General features: G+C 59.3%; 1 pseudogene. It reads right to left on the reverse strand.

From position 1 onward, the window contains the following. Positions 1-19: 19 nt before the first annotated feature. Positions 20-546 (reverse strand): annotated as a pseudogene (locus MUO32_RS29260) (IS5 family transposase); the annotation flags it as partial.

Genomic DNA, 546 nt, shown 5'->3' on the forward strand with positions numbered 1-546 from the left:
TAGGGTCAGTACTCGTTAATCACAGCCAGAAGATGACGGTTGCGGCCAGAGCGAGGGCGGAGAAGAAGACAGTCGGACATCGGTCGTACCGGGTGGCGACGCGGCGCCAATGAGGCGACCGAACATGATCTCGATGCTGTTGCGGCGCGTGTATCGACGCTTGTCGTATTTGACCGGCAGGGACCGGGATTTGCGTCCGGGAAAGCAGGGTTTGATACCCTTCTGCTGCAGGGCATCCCTGAACCAGTCGGCGTCATATCCACGGTCGGCCAGCATCCACTGCGCCTTGGGAAGATCATCGAGCAGGGCAGCTGCGCCGGTATAATCGCTGATCTGACCGGCGGTTATGAAGAAGCTGAGCGGTCGACCATTCGCATCGGCGAGAGCATGCAACTTCGTGTTCATGCCGCCCTTGGTGCGCCCGATTAACCGCCCAAGCCCCCCTTTTTTAACCGCAGGCTTGAGGCCGTGCGATGCGCCTTCAAATAGGCTGCGTCAATCATGACGGTCTTCGGATCTGCGCTCTCGACGGCAAGACCTTCCATC

Source organism: Shinella sp. CPCC 101442 (assembly GCF_024704725.1).
GTDB lineage: Bacteria > Pseudomonadota > Alphaproteobacteria > Rhizobiales > Rhizobiaceae > Shinella.